This window comes from Patescibacteria group bacterium, assembly GCA_041661625.1.
GTDB lineage: Bacteria > Patescibacteriota > Patescibacteriia > JAHIZJ01 > JAHIZJ01 > JBAZUB01.
On the sequence record JBAZUB010000001.1, the window covers coordinates 386,826 to 411,127 of the forward strand.

Here is a 24,302-nt window from a genome sequence, read left to right on the forward strand (position 1 = left end):
GTATATGTTTGCCAAACTCACACCGAACACCAACAAACTCAAGAAATACCGCAACCTTTTAATAGCGGCACACAGCCTAAATCAGGCCTCAGCCAAGACAGAAAATAACCCAATACTAATTAGGGTAGCGCCTATTTCAATCTGCAACTATCGCTGTTTATTTTGTGAAATACACAAGGATAACGTAATGTATCCCAATCGCCCCTGCAATGCGATTGACATGAATGATGTTAATAATTTTGAATCATTTTTATCCACGGCAAAAAATCTTGAGTTGTACGGCGGATCCGCTGAACCGCTTCTCAATCCTGACCTAAAAAAGATCTTGGCATATTTAAAATCAAAATACGGCACAAGGATGATGGTAAATACCAATGCCTCAGTATTAACCAAGGAATATGCTGATTTATTTGTGAAATATGGTTTTGATTATATATTAGTCTCATACCACGCTGGTACAAAAGATAAATACCACGAATTGTCCACTACTGGTGACATAGATAATGTAAACAATAATTTGCAGTATCTAGCCGAACGAAAATTAGAAGCTGGCAAGAAAAAACCATTTATTGAATTTAATTTCGCCCTACAGAAGGAAAACGCGACTGAAGCAACCGCAGTTATTGATACTGCTAAACGTCTCAATGTAAGTGCGGTGCTTATTAATAAGTACTACGGCGGTCGGAACAAACTTCAAGACAAGATGGTTTCATATGACTATGACACCAAGCAAGGTAACGAAGAGCTAGATAAAATCTATCAATATGCCGATAAACTAGGGGTCCACTTGAAGCCAACCACCCCATCACACTGGGCCGAAAAGAACGAGAAGCCAGATTGGAATAACGAAAACTACAAAAAGAATTCTACCTGCCCATTTCCGTGGTTAAATTTATTTTTTGACCCAGTTCTTGATGAAAAAGATTCTTTCTATGTCAGCGTATGTAATCGGATTGTTCTATGCAAAATTAACTACCGAAAATTAAAACTTTCCAAGCGGGCTGATTTCATGACATTATGGAACCATCCCGTGTTTCAGTATTTACGCAGCACCGTAAACAAAGAACCTCTGAATCCAATATGTAAATATTGCAAAAATTGCGATCGTGAAAAGATGCGCAATACCGATGCCAATGAGTATGCGAAAATCCGTGATAATGCCGTCAAATCATTCTTTGCTGAGTACCGCCGCAATCACTCCCCCGCCCCAGTTGATGGTCTAGAGATCTTGGATGATAATCCATTTTCAGACGAGAAATATTTAGATAAACTAAATAGTCAGACGACGCTGTAATTCCTAGCCATATCGACGTGTCAAATATATTCAGTTTTATGCAATATTACTTCTGGGCCACCTACCGACGTAAATTACTGGATCAAATCCAGAATCAATATCGTACGGTGTATCGTGGTACTGTACTTGATATTGGTGGTCGCGATCGTGGCAATTTTGTCAAACCAAAGAACGACGTACTAAAATGGATATTTGCTGATATCGACATAAAGTATGCGCCGGACATACTGCTTGATGTCACCGACATGCCCCAGATCCAAACGGGCAGTATTGATGTTGTCAATGCTATTGAGCTGTTTGAGCATGTCAACAATATTGAGGCGGGTTTGCGGGAATGCAGCAGAGTATTAAAAACTGGTGGCAATCTGATACTATCGGCTCCATTCCTATTTCCGGTCCACGCCGATCCGTTCGATTATCAGCGTTGGACCGAAGAAAAATGGCGAATGATTTTACGCCACTCATCTTTTTCTGTCAAACGCTGTGTAATCATGGGAACATACTTTTTAGTTTGGGGGGACATGACCAGATCATTGATTAAGAGTCTTCCTTTCGGATTGAGACATCTTGGCTACTTGTTATTTCCGTTTTTGGATTTAATAACGAAATTTGATTCCTGGCCTGTTGTGAAAAATAATAATCTATTAAATTCATATCACGGCGGATATTTCATTGTTGCAGAAAAGAAATGACCTCATAATCCACTCATATTCACAGATGATTGTATACTATCGTGCGTTTATGTTATGACCCAGAAACCCTTAATAACTATTTGCATTACGAATTACAACTCAAGCGCGTTTGTAATTAATACGCTATATTGCTTATCGAGATTAACAAAAAACGAATACCAAGTCATTATCCGCGACAACAATTCACAGCTGTCGGATTACACGACTCTCGCTGCAGCAATAGTGTCATTTAACAATGTCCACATCTATCGAGCAGACGGCTTTAATCTGACGGGTGCGGTTGCTCATGGCACTGCCTTGAATGATATGGTGCAAAATATCAAAACTACCTATGGCGTTATTCTTGACGCTGATTGTACTTTTCTGATCAAGGACTGGGACAACATTCTGATCAACCGCCTAAATGACCAAGTAAAAATCATTGGTACGGCCGCCCCGGCCGGGTCCGTAAAACCACAGGACTTTCCCCTAATGTTTGCTATTCTTTTCGAAATGGAAACATTTAACAAGCTTCAGATTGACTTTCGTCCCAGTGGAAAAGACGAAACACAAGATACCGGATGGGAATTACGAGATAAATACCTCAAAGCGGGATACCGAGGCGAAAACATCGAAATGAAAAATACCCGAACATATCAGTCTGGTCCATTTCGCCATGTTATTTGTGCCGAATACTATCTAGATAGAGATTATCAACACATCTTTGCCTCACATTTTTCGAGAGGTTCATCCGGAGGTGCCGGTAAATACCTAAATCAACACACGAGTGTGTTTGTTCGTGGTATTTATTGGCTTCCGGTAATCGGTAAAATGTTACTAAAAAACAAATGCCTTGAAGAAAAACACGAGTGGCTTGCTGTCTGCCAAAAGATTGTTAACGAGCAAGAACATGAATACTAATATTCGTATCAACCTACAGGCTAGGCTATCCGGCAATGGTAAGGTTACCGTAGTGCTGGGTGCAGGCAAGAAAGCGTACCCGGGTAGCATTACAATTGATAAACTAGATCTTCCTAATATTGATATTGTCGCCGACCTGGAGAGTGGGCTTAGTTTTTTACCTGATAGTTCAGTTGATGAGATTCAGAGTACCAGCTTCTTTGAACATATCACGAATTTCAATCAATTGATGATCGATATTTATCGCGTTTTGAAACCAAACGGAATCATCAATCTGTTCGTACCGCATTTCAGCAACCCCTACTTTTACTCTGATCCAACACATGTAAGACATTTTGGTTATTATACCTTTTACTATTATTCAAAAAGGCAAGAAAAACTATTCCGTAGAGTGCCAACATTTTATAATAGCTGCGACTTTAAAATTACTTCAACCAAATTTATTTTTATTTCTATTTATCCGATTATATCTCTTCTGAAACGCATATTTGGCGCAATATGCAATTCATCGGTTAGGTTGCAGGAATTTTACGAAGGGCATTTGACAAATATCTGCTGGTGCTACGGCATTGAAGTAAAAATGGAAGCGACTAAAGGCCCGACTTCGGAAACATAGTAATTCCTGTCGGATATCACCCCACTAACACATGTTGGCTATTATAACCCAGGACGCGTATTAGGTTTGGGTGTTTTTTGTTTTACACAACGTGTAAGTAATAAATAAATTAGCAATCTTACTATATAGAAAAATCCCGAAAATAATGCCAATCCGGTAATTCCCCATGTTAGTATAAACACTATCATCAATCCGGTATAGACAAATGGCGTAACAACTGAATTGATGGCGATGACAAGACGATTTCTTAGAAATAAGTATACATGGGTACTATAGAGCGAGTGAAGGACAAAGAAGGGTAAAAACGCAATAGACAATTGCGATAGAATAACTGATTCGTGATATTTTTCAGAATAAAGCAGGGGAATAATAAATGGAAACAATACAATTAATATCACAGCGAGAAACGCTGTAGCTATAAATATCTTTAGATATTTTATACTCGAAACTGTATTGGAGCGCGATATTCTCGGCGAGGCCAACGCTAAGAAGCTCTTAACTAGATCATATATTTTTCTTGCAACTGTCATACCGATCGAATACACTGCCAGTTCCTTGGGGCCAAAGTATATTCCAACAATAATACGATCCATTTGAGAACTTAACGTCTCCAAAATCCCTATCTTGGTTAAAAACCAGCCGTACGACAATGTTGATTTATCAACGTTTGTGTTCGTAACACGACGCTTACTGCGTTGATACCACAATATATTAAATAGTCCGAGACTTGAGAGATATAATAGAGTAATTGCTATCAGATTATTTTTCCAGATAATCAAGACCGCCACCATCGCGGCTGTGTTTATAATTGCCTGGATTAAGGAGTAGATTGTCGAGAGTCTAAATAATTCTTTTCCCTGGAAAAAAGCATCCCAGGTGTTTGGCGCATAAAGAAAAGGGAAAAACACTGACGACACCATTAATGCCATACCAACTGCATGACCCTGGAAATAATAATAATAAGCCCCGATCACGAGTAGGGCTGGTACGCCCAGCAGACTCCAAAGAAAACTGATGCGTACCGACCTAATGTAGCTTCCATCAAATCCCCGCGCAGTTGACTGGATAATCGATGTGTTCAATCCGGGAATTGAAAGTATGGCTAGCGTGGCAATTATCGAGATGACGAGTTGATAATTGCCAAATACCTCACTGGAAGCAAGACGGGCAAAAGCTACCGAGAATACCAGGCCCGTAATGAAGCCGACCAGCTGCCGAATCGCCACCCATAGACCGTTTTTTAAATAATATCCGCTACCCAAACCTGTTATGTTTATTAAATATTTAAATTTTGTTCTTATGGACATAAAAAGGGGTTATATTTCTATGATCCTGAATGTAAAATAGATTTATACAAACTTTCCGACAATATCTTACGCCCGATAGCGTATTGCGTGTGGCCAGCATTATCCCGCTACTTCCTTGAAACAACCCTGTATACATAATAGCCATAGAGTTTATTGGCATCTATTGTATCAAGATGAATAATGTTGGGAAACTTTTTCTCAAATATCTGTTTATAGTTTTGGAAATCAATTGATTTTGGTTGAGTGACAAAAATAATGTACTCGATATCCTGATTGGCAACGAGCTCTTTGATTTTCTTTAATTCTAAATCATTCCAATAGCCGTTAATACTATATATTTGTTCCTTGTCCCATAATTCAAAATCTTGAGTGTCTGGATAGAGTAGATATTTCTTTTTATCAGCACCCGAGTTAGCAAACGGTTGGTTATAATAGTAATGCAAAGTTCCGGGTACGCTGGTTAATACTTTTGACACATCAATCTGTTTTTCATTGATATATTTGATTAACGCCGCGTCGTCGTAGTGTCCAAGCTGTGTGTTCTTGTCCATTTGACCACTTTCGGCAGTAAGAGTAAAGTATATGGCTTTTCCAGGATTAAATATTCCTAGAAACAAAATGATGCTAATCGCAGGAATGACATATCTCGATCTGTTACTAAAATAATGTGCAATTAACCGAAATATGAACGCCGATCCAGCACTAAGGAGTATTATCAGATATGGGTAAATTAGATAAATATACCGAACTTGAAAGCGTCGCGGTGCATCAAAATAATATAAATAAAAGTACAGCATTAACACTGTCGTAAAAAGTATTGAGATAACTAAGTAAAAAGATTGTCGATATAAAAGACCGCACAATATAATAAATATAATTACACAATAAGGAATAAATGGAAGGAACCAGGTTACCTCAGAATTAATTGAGTTAAATATATAGAAGTATCTTGACTCAATTTTCAGCATTGTATGATACGGAGTAAGTTTGGTGATTGCAAACGCTCCCACAAGCAAACTTAGCAGCAGAAAAGAGGGTACTGCAATAAATCTTGATTTCTTGTCCTTAAACCAGCGAGTTATTATTTCGATAACGGTATAAATACCGGCGAATAGAATTAAAAGTGCGGCGTTGGCTTGGAATTGTGGGTTGTGATTGTATCGATCGAGTAGGAATAATACAACCGTAAGCGCGATTAACCATATAATCGGCTTCCTTCTACAAGACCGACTCAGAACAACCAACAACCCCAGCACGGCGGTAAATGTTTCAAATTCATAACCACGAATGTACTTTGACATTCCAACAGCTAATGGAAGAAACGCAAACAGATAGGCCGCAATCAATCCCGTTAACTTATTTATTTTACGACCAATAAAATAAAACATTAGAATTGTAGCGCTACCGAAAAACGCAAACGGTAAACGCAACAACCAAAGCGACTCTGATCCGGTTATCTTCCTGATATAAATTAATATATGGGTAATAATGTGTGAATCTGTATATTCATAATAACCTTCCGTAATAAAATGCTTCATGGCCATCAGGTGGCGATACTCATCGCCAGCTGGTGATAGATTTCCCAAATTATAAAATCTCAGAGACACGCCAACAACAAAAACAATAAATAGCGGAATAACATATCTCCATCTTTCTGCGACTAGCCAACCAATAATCCGCCTAACTAGAGGTAAGCGTCTAATAAGTAGGTGTTTACTAAAGAATTTACGCTCTTTTTTCTGGTTATATAATTTGCTCGCCTGGTCGTCCAATGATGCGGTATCAGACACCTTAATACTGTAGCGGTAAAACGCGCATACCATCCCTCTTGGCCGCTTGAGCAATAATATCAATACGACGAGTATGAGGCCAGCGATTCCGGTATGAAGCGGGCGCACACCAAGGTTAGAATAATGCTGGATGCCAATACCCCAAGAGAATACTAGCAGCAGCAAAAACAGTAGTAACCAAAACAAAAAGATCTCGTGTTGGTCCACTAAGAGAATTAACTTATAAGTAAATGTTTTTGTTTTCTTATTAATCAACAGTGTCACAACCATATTTAAATTAGACAGCATTCAGTATAGCACACTGCAGACTCACCAGCCATGCATCATAAGGAATATAAACCATTGACATATTCATTGTTTCTTAGTAAAATAGTAGTTGTAAATAACTTATTAATTGGATGACGCAAAGCATTAATAACAACGCTTTTAAAACACATTTCATTGTAATTCCGGCATACAACGAGGCTCGCAATATAGGGACAGTACTAGATAGCCTGCTGACGGAATATCACAACATTATTGTAGTTGATGACTGTTCAAAAGATGATACTTGTATCATTGTTTCGCGTTACCCGGTCCACCTACTGCGACATATAACAAACTTAGGTCAGGGTGCGGCTCTTCAAACAGGCACCGAGTATGCCGTGCAGCAAGGTGCCAGTATAATTACACATTTCGATTCGGATGGCCAACACCGCTTACAAGACATCAAAGATATTATAAACCCTCTACTTAAAAATGAGACAGATGTTGTATTTGGGTCTAGGTTTCTTAATAAATCTAGCAATATCCCCAATTTTAAACGTCGAGTAATTTTACCCATTGGAAAACTCGTCAATTGGGCCTTTACTGGACTTTGGTTGAGCGATGCCCACAACGGCTTTCGTGCTTTAAATAATAACGCTGCCATCAAGATACAACTCAAACAAAACCGCATGGCCCATGCTACGGAAATTCTTTCTCAAGTGAAAAAACATCATTTACGATATACCGAGGTTCCCGTTGTTATTGAGTATCATAATTTTGGTCAAACTTTTTCTGGTGGCATAAAGATTGTACGCGATCTAATATTAAAAAATATATTTAAATAAATGCTAATTAAATTGATCTTATTAGTCTTTATTGTTCTGGTCTTGTTTGGCGTGATAAAACGTTATCGAAAAAAAGAACTTTCTGCTAAAGAGCTGGTACTTTGGTCCAGTTTGTGGGTTCTGGTGAGTATTGCGATTATGCTTCCGCAAACCACTGATCTACTGGCTGCAAAGGTTGGTGTTGGGCGGGGTCTCGACCTGATGGTAGTGATTTCTATTATGGCATTGTTTTACGTTAATTATAAGATGGTCAGTAAAATTGAGCGCATTGAAAAAGACATTACCACAATTGTACGCACCGTCGCGATTAATGAAGCCCACAAACCAAAAGATCAAAATAGCTAAGAGCCGAGCAAGTTTATGCTCAAGACACGGTACGCTTCTTGCCGGGCTGATTTTTATTATACTGGCAATTATTAGCAGTTGGTCGGTGTTGGCAAATGTCTCAGATAAAATTGTTGGGGAAACCGACGCCTTTCAGTTGCTTGGCACTATTAATTCTTTGAGTAAGACTTGGTCACCTGCCGACCTGCTAACCATGTCTGGATTACAAAACATATTTTCCGTTACTTTTCCACTTTTGCTGTTGCATAAAATATTTGGCGATCCTCTCGGGTATAATATTTTTTGGATTGCCTCTTTTGCTTTAACTGGTTTTGGCACGTATCTGCTGACGTATTATATGTTTCGTAAACGCTCAGCCGCATATATTGCTGGGGGAATTTTTTCGCTCGCCCCTATTCATTTCGCTCTCTCGGCCGGTTTTCATGGTATCGGACACCTTGAGTTGTATCCATTCGCAATACTACTCCTTTTTAAACTACTTAATCGGCCATCAGTTAAATATTTACTGGGGTTGGTGGCATTTATCCTTCTTATTTCATCATACGATATACACGGCGCCGTGTTTATCGGATTATTTTCGATTATTTATGTCGTCTACGAGACAATTCGTCGGCCTAAAATGTTAAAAGATCGCAGACTATTGGTTTATATGGGTATTTTTGCTGCGCTGTGCGGTTTATGGTTAGTCTTTCACACGAAAAACTTAGTTAAGGTTGCCACGTCAGACAATAGCTATAATAAGCCTTCAGTCGAAGAAATAATCACCTACTCAAACGATGCTGCCGGGTTTGTTACCCCATACGCGTATCATCCGATATGGGGGGATTTCTTTTGGCAAAACTATTCCAGTAAATTTATCAGATCAATTGGGGAAAATACCAACTATATCGGAATTGTTACTTTTATCTTAGTTATTGTTGGAATTTACAGCGGCAAGAAATTAGTTTGGATAAAATACTGGTTAGGCATTACTATTGCTTTTAGTATTTTAAGCTTGGGCCCTTTCCTTAAACTTGGCGGCATTATCGAACCTAAAATTCCATTACCCTACTTACTACTGTTGAAATATATACCATTTATCGATAATTTACGAGGAGTTGGTCGATTTTATTTGTTGGGTATGCTTGGTTTTTCCATCTTGGCTGGTTATGGGTTTAGCGTACTTTACGTCAAACTTAAGTATAAAAAGAAATATATTTTCACATTCCTGGTTGTTGTCTTAGGAATGTTGGATTTCTTAGCAGTGCCAAAAACTAATGATACGAGTGTGCCCAAGTTCTATACTCAAATTGCTGCCGAAAGTGGCAATTATTCTATACTCCAAATCCCTAGCGTTACTAGTTACAACCCCTCTTCGTATCTAGTTTATTATAACTCCCAACATGATAAGCAACCACTGGCTGAAAAGGGTTATTTCAGCCGCGATCAATATGATAACGAGCGCCTCGACTGGCTTCGCAAAACACCCGTACTGGGCAACCTACTCTATTCCCTCCCCCAGGGCCAGACTCCTGACTTGGATGTGGTGAGACAAGATTATCCCGCATTGGCTCAGACTATCTTCCGAGAAAATAATCTGAAGTACATTATTCTGCATAAAAACTTTATCACTGATAATCCATACATTGGCTATGGAATTCTGCCGGAAAATTTCGAACTCACTAAGCATTTCATCGAAGATACTCTCAAGCTTTCGAAATACTATGAAGACAATGACACCCTCGTATACCTGGCGATGAAGGACGGCTCGACCGAGACCGGTGCTTCATATGTCCGCCTGGGAAACAATTGGCAAACGGATAAGGATCCGGTGACGTGGAAACCATTCGCCCTGGGCGGCCAAGATTCATCATTGGTAGCTCATAACTCTTCAAGCGAGAATAAATTGGTTGGCGTCACTTTTCAAGCTCAAAGTGAGGATGAGAATTATCGGGTATCACTAAAGTATCAAGATAAACTCATCGATACGATTGACATCGGGCCGGATCCGATAACGTATACTGTTAATTTGCCAAACGTACCGACTGGTGACAGTTCGTTGAGTTTCTCCTTGCCCTTAACTGACAATGGTGACACCCAAAGCCTAAATCAGGTAATTAAATTACTATCAGTAAAGTATGCCCAGTTGTCGGACGTTACCTTGCCCATAGCTTACGATATATTACTTCAACAACCCGACAATCGTTCGGTATTGCAGGTAGGCTACCGTAATCTGTATACCACCGTCCCACAAACAGGCGACCAGGCAAAGTTGGGAAACCATAAAGTCGTTCAGATGTCTGACGCTGATTACCATGAAAGTGGCTGGTCAACCGATACGGCCAGCTCATCAATACGAAATCATCCCATCATCCGTTACATGCAAAATGATACCTATTACTGGGGCTGGGCATACAATAATGAGAAAAAAACGTATAACGACCTTTACTGGTATTATCTCACTACCAACAACCTACTGGAACAAAATATTGGGTATGTCATGCTTGATAAGAAGCTATTTTCTTCAGGACAAATTGCTTACTCAAAACTTTATTTCCAAAACGCCCTGTCCACATCTAAATTATTCGAAGACGACGCGTCAGTACTCTATCAAATTTCTCCACCCCAACAATCAGTCGAAACCCACGAGTTGATGTTAAATGGCGCTTTCTGTGATGTATACAACGTAAATATTAAGGACGGTGACGAGCTATCGTTAATCGAATCACAATCCGATGCTATAATCAGACTCACTGGCCGCTTGAATAATCCGACCCCCGAAAATCGAACCGTATACTTCACAAGAGGTGAAGAGTATGTCGGTCGCTACATTTTGTACCCAGGTGACAATGAGATAGTTTTAACCATTGGGCGACTCACGGAGGGCATCAATACTCTCACTTTTTCTGTTGAGTTTGGACAAAGTGGTGAATCATATAGGATGAGTGATTGGGCCACCCTACCCACTGATTATACGTCTTTCATAGAATATGTTAAATCACAAAATCCAGCCCAAACCGAATCTGTTGTGGATAGCTATGAAAATCCCGCCGTGGTTTATGACGAGTCCAGCGGTAAAGCAACAACCGACGATTCCTACACTGCTCGTCAATCATTTGAGATTAAGCCAGCCTGCGCTGTTTCAAAAGAATCGCCAGCGTGCACCTCGATAATGACACACTACTTCGACGGCTATACGACCAGCGCTGAAGCCAGCGCTTGGATCAAGATGGACGCGTGGCCCGAAGGTACGACACTAAGCCTGAAGCTGATCAACAATGACGGCATGTCGCTTAACTTGAAAACGCCCTATCTCGGGCTGGGCTGGTCGCCCACGGTTAGCGGTGAATTTGAGCACAGTTTTCAACTGGGGAAATGGAATAACCTTCGCGTGGTTAACACGGATTCGGGTGAGTTAACATTATATGAAAACGATGTTCCGATATTTTGGTGCGCCCAATGCGCCCAATCACGCATTCTGGGCGTATCGATAAACCTGGAATCTAATTCACCGCAAACCAAGGCCTGGATTGATGATCTCAAATACGGACGAACTTATCTAAAGTAAGACGGAAATACCGATATGAACTCGACACCAAAAATCGCCGTTATCCTGGTCAACTGGAACGGTCAAACATATCTCCCCGACTGTCTGCGTAGCCTAGCTGTTACCAAATATCCCGCCGATCGCTGGCAGATCGTAATGATTGATAACCATTCGACCGATGCTTCGGTCCTCTTTGCCAAAAGTGAATTTCCCAATGTGGTCGTAATCGAAAATTCTACGAATTTGGGTTTTTCAGCAGCTAACAACCAAGGTATCCGTTGGGCGTTGGAACACGGCTTTGAGGTGGTGGTATTGCTAAACTATGACACGACCGTAGCACCTGATTGGCTGATGGAGTTGGCGATTCAGTCCCAAAGTGATCCGAAGATCGGCGCCGTCCAAGCCAAAATACTGCTACACGATCACCCCGAGCAGATCAACACCGTCGGTAACAAACTCCAATACTTGGGTTTTGGTTATTCGGGCAACTACTTGGAAGTTGATTCGCCCGCGTTTGACCAACCCAAAGAGATCGCCTACCCCAGTGGCGCCGCTTTCTTGCTAACCAAGGCCGCAGTTGAACGTGTCGGCGTGCTGGACGAGGATTTATTTATGTATCACGAAGACTTGGACCTAGGCTGGCGCTTGTGGCTGGCGGGATTTAAAGTAACCAACGCCCCCAAGTCGCGTGTTTTTCATAAATACAATTTCAGCCGTAACCCAAAGAAGTTTTACTATATGGAGCGCAATCGCTTCATTGTTCTGGCGAAAAATTATTCAATAAAAACACTGCTATTAATCCTGCTCCCACTTATAATAATGGAGCTGGGCATGCTCGGTTATGCCGCCGTGACCGGCTGGCTGGGTTATAAGTTGAAAAGTTACTTTGACGCCTTGGTTGCTCTACCGCATACTCTCAAAAAACGGCGCGGAATCCAGTCTACCCGACGTGTCACCGACCGAGAGTTCGTTCATCTGCTATCAACCGGAGTGGTTTTCGGCGAAATCAACAATCCCCTGTTACGCTGGATCGTGAATCCATTACTGACGGTCTATTGGTTTTGCATCCGCCGATTGCTTTAATACTATGATCAATTTCGAACCAGTTACCGAAAATACACCCATTGACGTAATTATAACCTCGCACAACTACGGACGGTGGCTGGCTCGCGCGATTGAGAGCGTGCTCCATCAATCAGTGGGAGAGCATAACATTATAGTGGTAGACGATGCTTCGACCGATAATACCGAGCAAGTGGTACAAGCCTACCCCGCCATACAATACATCAGAAATCCGAGTAATCTCGGGTGTATCGGTGCCACGAAAATTGGTTTAAAAACCGCCAGTGCGCCCCTGCTGGTGTTTCTAGATGCCGACGATGAATTACTGCCTTCGTTTACTAGCGACCTTCTGAGAGCCTTACAGAAGCACCCTACGGCCGCCTTAACTTATGGGCAAGTACAGTACACCGGCGAGCGGCAAGATCTATACCAGAGCTATCCGTATTCACCCATCAAGCTAGTTCATGCCGGCAACTATATCAGCAAAACTTGCTTAACCCGCCGGCGAGCATTTGATCAGGTGGGCGGCTTTCGCGACAATATGAGCTCCGGTCAGGAAGATTGGGATCTCTGGTTATCCTATGTTGAATCCGGTTTTTACGGCGTCTATGTTCCCAAGCCGGTATTCCGTTATACAATTCATCCCAATAGCCGCAACTCCAGCGTCATGAGTACGGCGAAAAATATGAAGCTTAATCTATCACTGATCCGGCATAATCATCCTAAATTGTACGATTGGCGTTTCAAAATCCTACATCCCCTATATATGGCCTATTGGCTAACCTATCAAAAATTATTCAAACATGATGCCTAACCCAAAAATTGGCATTGTCGTACTTCATTGGAATGGGTTGGATGATACGCGGGAATGTTTACAGTCGCTACAGCGAGTACAGTATCCAAGCTTCCGCATCTACGTAATTGATAACCACTCCCCCGATCAAGCTGGATCCATCCTGACCAATGAATTTGGTAATAACATTGAAATGATTACCAATTCAGAAAATTTGGGATACGCGGGCGGCAATAATGTCGGCATTAGACGAGCCTTGTCTGATGGGTGCGACGCCGTCTTGTTGTTGAACAATGACACGGTGGTTGCGCCCGACTTTTTGGATCACCTGGTTCGGCGTCTTTACTCTAACCCGACCACAGGAATGGTCGGACCAAAGATTCTCCAATACCAGCACCGGAAACGCGTCTGGTTCGCCGGCGGTCGTATTCGGTGGAACACCGGGATTCGCCTATCCCACATCGGCGTCAATCAGCCCGATAACGAAATGTATCGCCAACCAAAACCAATCGATTTTATGACCGGCTGCTGTCTGCTTATCAAACGCGAGACGATTGATCGAGTCGGTCTGCTACCGGAAGATTATTTTCTATACTTTGAAGATGCCGACTGGTCGGTGGCAGTAACCCGATCCGGCTATCAGATCTGGTACGAACCTAGCGCCGTGATTTGGCACAAAGAAGTATCCGAAGGACAAACCCTGTCCCCCATGAAAACCTATTATCTGACCAGAAACTATTTACGTTTTGGGATGAAATACGCCAACTGGCTCCAGAAAATCATTTTTATTCTGGCGTATATGCTCTATTATGGCCAGCTGTTTATCAAGAATGTCTTCAAGGGTCGGCGCGAACAGAATAAAATGATTATCAAAGGTTTACAAGATTACTTCACCCATGTATCCGGACCATTAGCACCCCCACGAACATGAACATCGGAGTAGACGCCAGAAGCTTGTTGGTTGAAAAAAAGGAGGGTATGCATGTATATGCTACCAACGTTCTTCGTCAGTGGGCCAAATCCGCACCAGACCACAATTTTGTCCTGTACGTGGATGGTTCAGTGTCAGCAGAATTACGATCCCAGTTTCCGAGCAATTTCAGACTTGTCATATTGACGCCAAAACATTTCTGGCCCCAGACCCGCCTGACTTGGCATTTTCTATTGACGCGTGGACGCGAGTTCGATGTATTTTACTTCCCCACCCAGTCGATGTCGCTGTATTGTCCCAAGCCGACTTTAGCGGTTATTCATGACCTGGCGTTTATAAAGTTCCCCAACTATTTCACAGCTTGGAACCGTTTCGTCTTGGCCAATCTGACGACCAATTTTACCGTCAAACACGCCCAAAAAATGATCTGCATATCACAGCAGACCAAGCGGGACGTTATGGGGCATTACCATGTTCCAGAAGACAAACTCGAGGTTATCTATCATGGATACGACCAGGAACAGTTTTTCCCCCGTTCGCCGGACGAGATCACTGTGGCCAAGAAACAGTTTGGAATAACCGGAAGGTATTTAATATATCTTGGTACACTTCAAAAGCGTAAAAATATCGTACGCCTAATCGAGGCCTATGCCCAGCTACGCGCGGACAAGCAGCTCGAACATCAGCTCGTGATTGCTGGAAAGCGTGGTTGGCTTTATAAAGATATATTCGAAACGGTACAAAAGCTACACTTGGAGCCATATGTTGTTTTTACCGATTATATGCCGACAGCCACAGCGGCTTCGCTCTATAGTGGCAGTGAAGCGTATATTCTACCATCACTCTATGAAGGCTTTGGGATGCCGGTTATTGAGGCGATGGCTTGCGGTGCGCCCGTGATTGTCTCCAGCGCTCCCCCATTGCCTGAAATTGCAGGATCGGCAGCTGAGATTATTAACGATCCTTACCGCTCCGAATCTATTGCTACCGCCATTTGGAATGTCATCTCTAATCCAAAACGGCAGCAGGATCTGAAATCGGCCGGTTTGGTTCAAAAAAATAATTACTCCTGGTCCAAATGCGCCCAGGCAACCCTAGCTGCCATACTATCGTTGCGTCGCTGAAAGATGTTCGTCTCGAATAATCGTGAATAAGTAAACATCACCGATTTGTTGACTGCGGCCAAATACGTCGGTTAATAAATCGAGCGTATCGGGGTTGCTCGAAAATCGGTTTTCGAAAAGGTAAAAGCAACGGTCAGCCCGAGTAACATCAAACGCCCGGTTTAATAAGTCGGCGTGGTTGGCTATCGGATCACGCAGTATTCCATAGAATATCGCGTCTTTTTCTCCTTGGATAAAGTCGCGATCGACCGGGAAGCCGCCACCCTGCAGGCGATTTCGGGAAACTTTTTGCAATGCCAGTAACTGCCACTCTTCGCCGATTACACAAGGGTGGGAATCATTAACTAAGGCGTTATCATAGAGATATTCCGACATCCGCAGTTCGTCGCCGGTGACAGTTTTTAAGGTTGGGGCGTTTGTATAATTATGGAATAGCATCAAGCTGATCACTAGGCTGGTCAGTATCACGACTGGCCATTTACGTCTCGATTGATCGATGCACCACTTGATACCGTAGACGATAAATGGCAGCGTAAAAAGGTTGAGCAATATATCGATCCGCCCGATAATCAACCGCAGCCCATCCATCAACACGTTTCCGATAAAGCTTAGCAATATACTGATGGCAAATAATTGAGCCATCGGTTTTAGAAAACGCTTCAGCTTCGGATCGGTTCCGGTGTAAACTGCAATGATTCCGGTTATCACTAAAGCCCATCGAACTAAGTTTAACCAATTTATATCCGTTACCGTGGTAAAGGGCAACCTTAACCCCACAACTAAATTGACCACCCATCCCCATGTGGCAGACACCAATTCACCGGCATGCACTAGACGGCTCCAGAGAATTACCGATAAAGATTCGTACGTATCGGCCAGCAGAATAAATATGACCGCCAACCCGTATAAAAACCACAAAAGTGATCGATTCAATCGCGTGCCGACTCGTCCGTTAAGTTTACCTAGCGCGATCGGTACTAGCAACAGAAACCAATATATGGTCACCACGGGGTACTGAAATGGGAACAAAAGCGTGATAATGATTAACAACCATGGCTTAATCAGTGCGCCGCGCATCCACAATATTAACAATATCGCCCAGGTAACAAATTGAAAAAGACTTATGCTGAGTGGAACGCTCAAGGATCCGCCTACTTGGTACAGATCAAATACCAGTGGCAGCGCGGCAAACAGGAGCGCGTATGCGCGCCTCATTTCCAACAACCGGCCCAGGATATAGAAGAGCAGGGGTAACCCGATCGCCCACAACATGGGATAAAGCCATATGTTCAGCACCAGCGGGTCGGTTGAAGTCAGTTTGCCGATCAGCGCCAATGATCCCCAGGCAAAACTATATCCCACCCTGGAATCGGTTAACACGGCCGGCAACGTGACGGGACCAACCTTGACGGTCGCCATTCCCTGAGATGAATACAATGTCGGGGGTATCGGGCGCTCATCAATAATCTGTTCTTCATACGAAACGTGCCGCCAGTGATCACCGCCGAAGCCATTCCGATATACGAATATCAGATATGAATGGATGAGGATGGAACAACCAACTAGTAATATCAACGCGATTCGCTGTGATCTCTTGAAAAAGAACAATACGATCAGCAGAAACACGCTGATCAGTGCAATCAAACCAAAAACGTTGGACAACGCTTCCCAAGGAGACATAATAAACTTATCGGTTCGACGCGACCAGGCGATACCAAGACCAATAATTGTTAACGCCAATGTCGCCAAACCCAATAAACGATACGTCAGTCTTCCGCCCAGTGATGTTGCCACTTCGGTTAGTTTAGATTCCACCAGATCACCTGATCGGTATTTATAATACCCCCAAATTAATAAACCCGAGTTCAACGCCAGTATTATCGATACCAGATATATGTTCAACGCGTAAATCATGGTTGCGGCGGCGGCGCCCGATCCAACTAAAAATAAAAACCCAACCAGGCCAAAAATTACCCGATATATAAACTCGATCCTAAATAGACTATACGATATTTCAGTTAATACCAAACTGCTGATTATCCAATATGCCGCCAACACCGCAATTCCTATCCAGCTTATACCGATTGAATAAACATTTGCCACCAATATCAATGGTAGTACCACCAGTAAGATTACCAGCGGCCCCCTGCTACGCGAGTGTAAATTATGTAGCGTTTTTTCCATGATTCGGCTATGCGTGTCGTAGTTTATAATACTCTCTAACCGACTGGATCAAATCAACCACCAGGTGCTGGCGTTTTAATTCCGCCATGGACACACTCCGTCGTATTTGAACCATGCGCCGCTTGCTTAACGCGGCTCGCAACGAAACCATAAACCCGGCGTAAGCCCTAAGGATTGTCCATGGTGCTTTGAAGTTTCCTCGTAACAATGCCGCAACCATCACAGTCAAGTCGAATAGAACCGATACGACGAATCCAACAATTATGCCACCAATTGGAAAATTTTTTACCAGGGTGGTTAGACGATTGCGCGTTCCATAATACAAGCGAAAGTTATTCCGATGTCCGCCCGCCGAACCGCCAACGGCGTGGTAAACAATCGACCGGCTCACGAAGACACTTTTTCCTCCCAATAAAAGATTGCGCAAGCACAGATCAACATCCTCAAAATACATGAAGTAATCATCATCAAACATCCCCAGATCTGCAAAACGCTGCTTTTTCACCAACATGGCCGCGCCGCTGACTCCACCAACCAAAGCATTTTTTTCATATTCTTCGGTATCTAACCGACCAAATCCCCGATCGTATCCAGCCCCGATGATTGTGTGAGTTATTCCGGCTGAATTCAGATGGTCTGGTTGGGCTTGAATCAGCAGCTTGCTCCCAAAGAAATCGGCATCGGGATATTGTTTCACAGCCTGGGCTAACGCGCTGAGGCAATTAGGATCCACTGCCGTATCATTGTTCAGAAAAAATACATAATCGCCACGGCATTCTTTGACAGCCAAATTGTTACCCTTGGCAAAGCCATAGTTTTTTGGGTGTACGACTATCCGAGCTTCGGGGTAGTGAGTTCTTACCCAATCCACGCTATCATCCGACGATGCGTTATCCGCGAATACTACCTCATATTGGCCTTCCGGAAAATGTAAATTACGAATTGACCCCAAACAAGCGTCAATAAATTTCTTTCCATTATAATTCAATATACAAATACTGATATACATTTGTTATCCTTTCATGTGATCAAGTTTAGGTGTTCCGCTGACAGGATGAGAGAAATGCCAGACAACACCCCTGCACCGTGAGGTAAATACTTTTTTTTCCTGCGAATAATATAAAATGAAGTTTATTAATAACAAAGCTAAATAACCAATGATAAATACGCCCCGCTGAAACCAATTGCCGTGTTTGCGAATAAACATGATGCCATTACGCGTTTCGTAATAAGCCGTGAGAGGATTCCGAACGTTTCCACCCACTGACATAGCCTCTTTGTGATATATTATTGCCTCAGAGACGCAAACGATTTTATACCCGGCAAGATATATCCGATATCCGAGATCAACGTCCTCGGTATAATAAAAATATTGTTCATCAAACGCGCCCACCTGTTTCAGTACTGCTGTTGGTATCATTAGTGCACTGCCCGAATAATATTTTAGCGTGAATTTATTTTGATCTTTGAAGCGACTCGGATGCAATGAACCGCCCACCTGACGCCATCCAGTATATAAGCTCAGAATGCCACCCCTTGATTGAACCAACCCCATATCCTGATAGGATCGTATCTCCGGCCCAATGACACCCAAGTCTCCACCAACCCGCGCCCTTTTTACTAGATGCTCCAGAAAATCATATTTAACCGTCGTATCATTATTCAGCAACATGATATATTCACTGCGCGATTCCCGCAAAACCAACCCAATACCAACATTATTTCCACCGGCAAAACCAAGATTTTCGCTATTTTGTATAATGCGTATATATGAACCGTATTCACGCTGCAGAATGGCAATGTCATCTCCTTTCGAGTGGTTGTCTACTACAATTACTTCGTAGTTTGGGTAACTGATTTTCTTCAGAGAAGCCAGACAATCCCTTGTGTCCCTGACCCCATTCCAATTCAGAATGACAAATGATACTCTGGGATACTCCATCATGTGATTGTTTCGTCAGATTCCTTCGGTTTGATCAGCTGTCTGAATATCGACCACTCATTCTGCCCAATACCTCCGATAAGGTACAAAAACAGACCATATGTGATGGCCCCGCCAATGATCAACAACGGAACGGGCCACGATTTACCAGCGATTAGAAAAATACTCATACCCAGACTGGCTATTAACGGTTTAGGTACATAGCGCCAAAACGGCACAACTACTATCGCTCTAAAACGTTGATAGGCGACCACAAACACTAATAGTTCGGATAACAAGGTCGCGACGGCGGCTCCATTCAGACTGAAGCGCGGTATCAATATCAGATTTAGCACGATATTCATTATGGCACCCAATCCAACGATGGCCAGATATGATCTTTGCCGGTTGCACGCCTGCAAACCATTACTGAATATTATGCTGAAGAATATCACCACTACGGTCCAGATCAGAAATCGAAAAGCCGTCACGCCCCCAAGATATTCCGAACCATATATCAGGCCGATCAAAGGCTTCGATAAGATGGCCCCACCAAAACCGATCGGTAATGCCACGATTGCAACAAATTTTGAAAAAGAGGACGTAAGTGCTTGTAACTGTGTTGGTGATTTTTTGAATAATGCGGAAATTTGAGGAAATAGCACTACTCCAAGCACGTTCGCAAATATCAGTATAAATAGGACTATCTTATATATGGCGTTATACCAACCAACCTGTGCGTCCTGTTTCATGAAACCCAACATTACCGTATCTAAAAAGTAGTAGATCGATATAAAAATCATGCTGAGCGCGTAAGGCCACGATTCACGAAAAAGGTGTCCCCAGAATTGATGCTCAATTTTTAATGAAACAGCAAAGAAATTACGGGCAACAATGACCATAGTGACGATCATACCCACGACCGCGGCCAACGCATACATCCAGCCAAACGCAACTAACGGAGCTCCCCGAATAATAAAATACATTCCCAGTCCGAATGTCACCACCGAAATTGTGATTTTACCAATCATCTCGTAAACCATCCTTTGGGTAGATCGATAGACTGTAACAATCGCACCAATCAAATTCTGAAATACGACTTGTGCCCCATATAACAAGATCAAGTATAATACCACCGTTTCCTTGTGGCTTATCAAATATACGATATATAACAGACCGATATAACCTATACCCAGGAGTAGCCGGAGAGTGAATATATTGTCGATGTATTTTTTTGCCTGTTGCGGCTGACGGGCGACTTCACGAATTGCTAGCGTGCCAAATCCGCAATCCACGACCACCGAAAGTAATGTCGCCAAACTAATGGCAAACCCAATTTTACCAAAATTATCTGCCGCCAAATACCTGGCTAGTTTTACCGTCAAGACAAACATTAATAACCCGTTGACTAGTTCAGCCACCGAAAGCCAAATTGTATTTTTTACTAATAGTTTATATACGTTCGACATCACATGAACACCGGGGAATTGATCCGGTAATTTGCATAGGAATAATTATGGGCGTAAAGGATGCCGGATGACCTAAAGCTTAATATCCGTCATCTTGACCACCCGGCTGCCCCGCATATTCGCGATCGTCAGCTCAAGCCCTTCTTTGAGCGGAACGACCGGGAACCAGCCCAGTTTATCCTTGGCCAGCTTGATATCCGGCATGCCGCGATGCGCGATATAAGGCGACTCCGATTCAAATGATATCACCGATGACGTATCGGTCAATTCTTTTACCAGATCCGCAACCTTTTGGTAGGTTTCTGGCTGATCACTGCCCAGGTTGACCGGGCCAGCCAGTTCGGATTGCATGAATTTACCGATACCTTCGATAATGTCGGCAATATAGCATAAGCTAGTCCGCAGGTTTGGCTCGCCATAAACCACCAACGGTTGATTGGTGATGGCGCGCGATATCAGCCGGGGAATCAGCCGGTTGTCTTCCAGGCTCATCCTCGGCCCATAGGTCTGAAATATCCGGGCGATCCGAGCGTCAATCTTGTATTCCTCACGATAAATCTTCACCAGGGTCTCGGCAAAGCGCTTGCCTTCATCGTAACACCCCCGCTCGCCCAGTTGGTTGACCCGACCGTAATTGTTTTCGGCCAACAACACCTGCTCGCCCGGTTCCGGTTCGCCATAGACCGCCGAACTGGACGCCAACATCACCTTGGAGTGGTATTTCACCGCCAAGTCTAGGACATTCTTGGTACCATGACTGTTGGCTAGTGCCGTATCCAACTGGTGCGCGTGTTTTTCGTAATGCGACGTCGGACAGGCCAAGTGATATATCTCCTGAAGACCGTGATATGGCAATTTGAACTTTTTGAGCTCTGGAAATACTTCCAAATCGGTTGGCTGTGACAAATCGTGCCGAATAAATTCGAAGTTTGGCAAATGCAGCAGATGATTGACATTCTCAATGTTGCCCGAGATGAGATTATCCAAACAAATGACATTACATGTTCCGATCAATGAATCGCACAGATGGCTACCGATAAATCCAGCCCCGCCCGTGACTAATACGTTTTTTCGTTGCAATGGTTCAGATGTTTCCATAGTAGTTAGTTCAATGTGAAAAACGAATCTTTAATAATGACACGATCATCCGCCAGCTGGCACGCAGCAACTTGGCGCCCGACATTTCCGCGCTGGAACGATCAACCCAAACCGTAGGCACTTCGCGGATCTTGAATTTGGCCCGTTTTAGTTGTACTAGTATATCAATATCAATCGACATATCGGTTATTGTAAGTTTGTCTACGATCCGCTCAACCACCTGGCGACGGAATAGTTTGGCGCCGCACTGAGTGTCGCGATAAGGCAGCCAAAACAACATCTTGGTAAAATAATGGAAGCCGTAACTGAACAAAGTGCGCAGAAAAGTGGTCCGGCCCACTACCCGGGAACCCGTCACCCACCTTGACGCGATGGCTCCATCATATGATTCGTGAAGTATTGCCTCGACCAATTTGCGATATTCGGCGGGGCTGGTTGATCCATCGGCGTCCAAGAAGCCAATTAGATCGCCTTGGGCGTGTTGAAAGCCATATTTTATCGCTCGACCCTTGCCACCTTTAGGCAGTTCATGAATGACTATGGCGTGGCCCGATTCCCGCTGGGCCTGTTCGACTACTTCGCGGGTGTTGTCACGACAGCCGTTGAGCACCACTACTAATTCCACATTGCCCGGATAAAAATCTTTGACATAGTCATCCAGCGTGCGCCGGATCCGCTGAGCTTCGTTATAGGCTGGAATAATGAGAGATATGAGCATGCGAAGTTATTTCAGACTACCAAGCTTAAGGGTGAAGGCCGTCTCTTTGTCATCGCGCAAAATCGTTAACCTTAATTCATCGCCCGGCGCATTATTTTGCACCGCGTCCGATAGCGTCATGTTGGTATCTAATTTCACGTTGTTCACTTGGGTAATAATGTCGCCTTTTTTTAGACCAGCTGTTTCCGCTGGACTCTGAGCCACGATCGCCGGACGGTCGGCTTCGCGATCACCATAAATATACGCGCCCACCTGCCGATGTTGCGAAAAAACGGACGAGACATCCCGGCTGGCGCTTAAATCCAGATAATGTACACCAAACTCACTTCGAACAACCGCGCCGTTTTTTAATAGGCTGTTTAAACCGGCTCGAATTGCCCCCGCTGGTACTGCCTGAGCGGTGGGCCACGAGGCGCTGGCAACCAAACCGACCAGCTTGCCATCATAGTTTACCATAGCGGCTCCCTGATAATCTTCCGACAAGACATCCTGCACTAGCACCCGAGCGGCGATTGTCTCCGAGCTGAGCAGACGGTCGGCCGCGGTCGGTGCCGGCAGATAATAGGGATCAATCACCAGACCAGCGCCCAAACGAATGTCCTGGCCATTATCGTGGCGCAAGTAGAGGATATCATCCAGCGCATCAACTTTGTCATTATCGATAAAATCTATCGCCTGATAATTTTGTCCGGTAATCTTTAAATAATAGACTGGCAAACTGGGGTCACCGATCACCTGATCAACGGTTATCACCAGACCATTGGCTGTTATAGCCACGTAGGTTTTTTTTAAATCGGGTACGGACCATTTCGGCGCTACAATCCAGCCGTCACTTGTTACCAACAACCCCGAAGACAGCTGATCGGTTTCAGCATAGACTGTGGCTAGCGGATCAGTTATTGAACTGGTGTCTTTTTTTTCAAAAATACCCACAGCCGATTCCGGCAAGTGGCTGTTCAGATCGTTGCGCTTTTGGAGTCGCGCGTTGTCGCTGCCACTGTTGCGAAATGGGGTGCCATTCCAGCTCAAGGAAGTTGGGTTCTGGTTGTTGTAGAACCAGGAGCCGAACCACCCAGCGAATCCGCCCAAGACCAATGCCAATATAAGGGTAAATAAGCGACCGTTCTGACGTCGCGGTCGATGCAATTCTTTTAGCTCCTTATCTTGGTACAGGCGCTCTAAATCTTCCGTATTTTTCATCTTGGGTGATGTGGGAGTTGGTTTGAGGTCCATATATTATGGTTGTTAACTTACTGGGTGTTCGTTTTTGGCTAAGATCGACCCGCCCGCCTTGACTGGCGTCAAGCCAGTCGGGCGGGGGCACCGCCAAGGATTCGGCCGAAGGCATTGTGGAGCTACGTCGAGGTCGAACCGAAGGCGGTAACGAAGATATTGGCCAAAGCTTCCTTATTAACGGGCTTTGTCCGTTTACAAGGAAGCG

At 43.6% G+C, this 24,302-nt stretch carries 20 protein-coding genes; 11 read left to right on the top strand and 9 right to left on the bottom strand.

From position 1 onward, the window contains the following. The first annotated feature begins 4 nt into the window (after positions 1 to 4). From WC734_02025 to WC734_02040, 4 genes are read left to right on the top strand one after another with little or no spacing between them, the layout of a single operon-like run. Entirely contained in the window at positions 5 to 1,294 is a 1,290-nt protein-coding gene (locus tag WC734_02025) for a radical SAM protein (GenBank protein ID MFA6197916.1), read from the top strand. 38 nt (positions 1,295 to 1,332) lie between these two features. Continuing rightward, complete coding sequence (locus tag WC734_02030; protein ID MFA6197917.1) at positions 1,333 to 1,986, top strand: methyltransferase domain-containing protein; 654 nt, start codon at positions 1,333 to 1,335, stop codon at positions 1,984 to 1,986. Positions 1,987 to 2,040: 54 nt separating this feature from the next. Further along, positions 2,041 to 2,886: a glycosyltransferase gene (locus tag WC734_02035; GenBank protein ID MFA6197918.1), complete on the top strand. Its 846-nt coding sequence runs from the start codon at positions 2,041 to 2,043 to the stop codon at positions 2,884 to 2,886. Next, positions 2,876 to 3,502, top strand: a complete 627-nt coding sequence (locus tag WC734_02040; GenBank protein MFA6197919.1) for a methyltransferase domain-containing protein — start codon at positions 2,876 to 2,878, stop codon at positions 3,500 to 3,502. Before WC734_02035 ends, WC734_02040 begins: the two co-directional genes overlap by 11 nt. A 41-nt stretch (positions 3,503 to 3,543) precedes the next feature. Here the strand turns inward: WC734_02040 and WC734_02045 are convergent, their stop codons facing one another. Both WC734_02045 and WC734_02050 read right to left on the bottom strand, forming a co-directional pair. Beyond that, positions 3,544 to 4,809, bottom strand: a complete 1,266-nt coding sequence (locus tag WC734_02045) for an oligosaccharide flippase family protein (protein MFA6197920.1) — start codon at positions 4,807 to 4,809, stop codon at positions 3,544 to 3,546. A 107-nt stretch (positions 4,810 to 4,916) separates the two neighbouring features. Beyond that, entirely contained in the window at positions 4,917 to 6,887 is a 1,971-nt protein-coding gene (locus WC734_02050; GenBank protein ID MFA6197921.1) for a hypothetical protein, read from the bottom strand. A gap of 110 nt (positions 6,888 to 6,997) precedes the next feature. Between WC734_02050 and WC734_02055 the strand changes: the two genes are divergently transcribed. From WC734_02055 to WC734_02085, 7 genes are read left to right on the top strand one after another with little or no spacing between them, the layout of a single operon-like run. Beyond that, positions 6,998 to 7,690 carry a glycosyltransferase family 2 protein gene (locus WC734_02055; GenBank protein MFA6197922.1) on the top strand — a complete coding sequence of 231 codons (693 nt, stop codon included), beginning with the start codon at positions 6,998 to 7,000 and terminating at the stop codon, positions 7,688 to 7,690. Continuing rightward, positions 7,691 to 8,035, top strand: a complete 345-nt coding sequence (locus WC734_02060) for a DUF2304 domain-containing protein (protein ID MFA6197923.1) — start codon at positions 7,691 to 7,693, stop codon at positions 8,033 to 8,035. Further along, positions 8,001 to 11,582: a 6-pyruvoyl-tetrahydropterin synthase-related protein gene (locus WC734_02065; protein ID MFA6197924.1), complete on the top strand. Its 3,582-nt coding sequence runs from the start codon at positions 8,001 to 8,003 to the stop codon at positions 11,580 to 11,582. The genes WC734_02060 and WC734_02065 overlap by 35 nt, the downstream gene beginning before the upstream one ends. 15 nt (positions 11,583 to 11,597) lie before the next feature. Next, positions 11,598 to 12,644: a glycosyltransferase family 2 protein gene (locus tag WC734_02070; protein MFA6197925.1), complete on the top strand. Its 1,047-nt coding sequence runs from the start codon at positions 11,598 to 11,600 to the stop codon at positions 12,642 to 12,644. Positions 12,645 to 12,648: 4 nt separating this feature from the next. Further along, positions 12,649 to 13,437 (top strand): glycosyltransferase family A protein, encoded by a 789-nt coding sequence (locus WC734_02075; GenBank protein MFA6197926.1) that lies wholly within the window; start codon positions 12,649 to 12,651, stop codon positions 13,435 to 13,437. Then, on the top strand, positions 13,430 to 14,347 hold the full coding sequence (locus tag WC734_02080; protein MFA6197927.1) for a glycosyltransferase family 2 protein: 918 nt from the start codon (positions 13,430 to 13,432) through the stop codon (positions 14,345 to 14,347). Before WC734_02075 ends, WC734_02080 begins: the two co-directional genes overlap by 8 nt. Next, the gene (locus tag WC734_02085; protein MFA6197928.1) at positions 14,344 to 15,471 is read left to right on the top strand and encodes a glycosyltransferase family 1 protein; all 1,128 of its coding nucleotides are present in this window, start codon (positions 14,344 to 14,346) and stop codon (positions 15,469 to 15,471) included. Before WC734_02080 ends, WC734_02085 begins: the two co-directional genes overlap by 4 nt. Here the strand turns inward: WC734_02085 and WC734_02090 are convergent. The 7 genes from WC734_02090 to WC734_02120 all read right to left on the bottom strand — a co-directional run bounded on the left by WC734_02090 (position 15,454) and on the right by WC734_02120 (position 24,094). Continuing rightward, the gene (locus WC734_02090) at positions 15,454 to 17,655 is read right to left on the bottom strand and encodes a hypothetical protein (GenBank protein ID MFA6197929.1); all 2,202 of its coding nucleotides are present in this window, start codon (positions 17,653 to 17,655) and stop codon (positions 15,454 to 15,456) included. The genes WC734_02085 and WC734_02090 overlap by 18 nt on opposite strands. Positions 17,656 to 17,662: 7 nt before the next feature. Beyond that, positions 17,663 to 18,664 carry a glycosyltransferase family 2 protein gene (locus tag WC734_02095; protein ID MFA6197930.1) on the bottom strand — a complete coding sequence of 334 codons (1,002 nt, stop codon included), beginning with the start codon at positions 18,662 to 18,664 and terminating at the stop codon, positions 17,663 to 17,665. 3 nt (positions 18,665 to 18,667) lie between these two features. Next, entirely contained in the window at positions 18,668 to 19,600 is a 933-nt protein-coding gene (locus WC734_02100) for a glycosyltransferase family 2 protein (GenBank protein ID MFA6197931.1), read from the bottom strand. Beyond that, entirely contained in the window at positions 19,597 to 21,045 is a 1,449-nt protein-coding gene (locus WC734_02105; protein ID MFA6197932.1) for a flippase, read from the bottom strand. The genes WC734_02100 and WC734_02105 overlap by 4 nt, the downstream gene beginning before the upstream one ends. 72 nt (positions 21,046 to 21,117) lie before the next feature. Further along, positions 21,118 to 22,143 carry an NAD-dependent epimerase/dehydratase family protein gene (locus WC734_02110; protein MFA6197933.1) on the bottom strand — a complete coding sequence of 342 codons (1,026 nt, stop codon included), beginning with the start codon at positions 22,141 to 22,143 and terminating at the stop codon, positions 21,118 to 21,120. A gap of 10 nt (positions 22,144 to 22,153) precedes the next feature. Continuing rightward, positions 22,154 to 22,861 carry a glycosyltransferase gene (locus tag WC734_02115; GenBank protein ID MFA6197934.1) on the bottom strand — a complete coding sequence of 236 codons (708 nt, stop codon included), beginning with the start codon at positions 22,859 to 22,861 and terminating at the stop codon, positions 22,154 to 22,156. Positions 22,862 to 22,867: 6 nt separating this feature from the next. Continuing rightward, positions 22,868 to 24,094 (bottom strand): S1C family serine protease, encoded by a 1,227-nt coding sequence (locus tag WC734_02120; protein MFA6197935.1) that lies wholly within the window; start codon positions 24,092 to 24,094, stop codon positions 22,868 to 22,870. Positions 24,095 to 24,302: the final 208 nt, after the last annotated feature.